General features: G+C 40.7%; 1 pseudogene. It reads left to right on the forward strand.

The annotated features are described in order from the left end of the window. Positions 1-964 (forward strand): annotated as a pseudogene (locus tag QQK09_RS19280) (IS3 family transposase); the annotation flags it as partial.

Below are 964 nucleotides of genomic sequence, written 5' to 3' on the forward strand. Positions count from 1 at the left end.
TACTAGAAGACAATACAAAACTTATACCAGTGAATTTAAAACTGAAGCATTAGCGTTAATCAGTGAACAAGGTTATAGCGTTCAAGAAGCGGCATCTGCTTTAAACGTCACGACTAGCCTGCTTTATAGTTGGAAACAAAAAGCGGAAGAACATGCTAATTCAACTGTTAATTCTGATGAACGATCTGAGTTATTAGCCTTGCGCAAAGAAGTAAAACAGCTACGTATGGAGAAAGAAATACTAAAAAAGGCCAGTGCCTTCTTCGCAAAAGAAATGAAGTAAAGTATCGGTATATTCGAGCAAGTCGCTCTAAATATCCCATAAAACTGCTTTGTAATGTACTGCAAGTAAGTCGTAGTGCATTTTATGATTGGCTTGAACGTCCAGCTAAAATTATCTGTGAAGAAGAGTTAAATATGTACCGAACAGCACGGCAACTATTCAAGCGCAGTCGTGGTAGCTTAGGCTCTCGACAGCTATGTAAGAAGTTAAGAGAAGCTGGTTTTAATATCGGTCGTTATCGTACGCGTAGCATCATGCGTAAACTAAAGCTTGTCGTAGTACAACGCCAGGCATACAAGGTAACAACAAAGCGCAAGCACAGTGATAGCGTTGCAGATAACCTGTTGAACCAACAGTTCAACCCTAAGCAAGAGAACCTAGTTTGGGCGGGTGACGTAACCTATTTGAGAACCAATCAAGGTTGGATGTATTTAGCTATTGTTATGGACTTATACTCTCGTCGGGTTATCGGGTGGTCTATATCGAAGCGCATGACTGTTGATTTAGTTGAACGCGCATTGCAAATGGCGATTAACATCAGGCGACCTAAAGCAGGCTTAATGTTCCACAGCGATCGTGGTTCTCAATATACAAGTGGGCGATTTAGTCACTTACTGAGCAAATATAAAATAATAGCCTCAATGAGCAGTGTTGGAGCTTGTTTAGATAACGCAGTTGTAG

The organism is Psychromonas marina, assembly GCF_030161115.1.
Classification (GTDB): Bacteria; Pseudomonadota; Gammaproteobacteria; order Enterobacterales; family Psychromonadaceae; genus Psychromonas; species Psychromonas marina.